1 pseudogene is annotated in these 255 nt (G+C 63.9%); it reads left to right on the top strand.

Annotation, left to right across the window (positions count from 1 at the left end):
- Positions 1–255 (top strand): annotated as a pseudogene (locus AB4Y42_RS44605) (AraC family transcriptional regulator); the annotation flags it as partial.

The following is a 255-nucleotide window of genomic DNA, read 5'->3' as shown; positions in this document are numbered from 1 at the left end:
TGGGCGGCTACGCCGTCCTTAATTCGCTCAGTTCGGCGCTGTTCACCATCGTGCTGCGCGAGGCAAGTAAATCCGAGCAGGCCCCAACAGGCTTGTTGGCGCTGGCTGGCCACCCACGGTTGGCCCCCGCGATTTCGGCGATGTTCTCCGATCCCGCTCGCGGCTGGAACCTGCCCGAGCTGGCCGCCTTGTGCAATATGTCCCGCGCCACGTTCATGCGGCATTTCCAGGAAACGCTCGGATGCTCAGCGGTTG

Origin of the sequence: Paraburkholderia sp. EG286B (assembly GCF_040965655.1) — a bacterium.
Taxonomy (GTDB): domain Bacteria; phylum Pseudomonadota; class Gammaproteobacteria; order Burkholderiales; family Burkholderiaceae; genus Paraburkholderia.
Note: the sequence above shows the minus strand (reverse complement) of the source record. Positions and strands in the feature narration are given on the sequence as shown.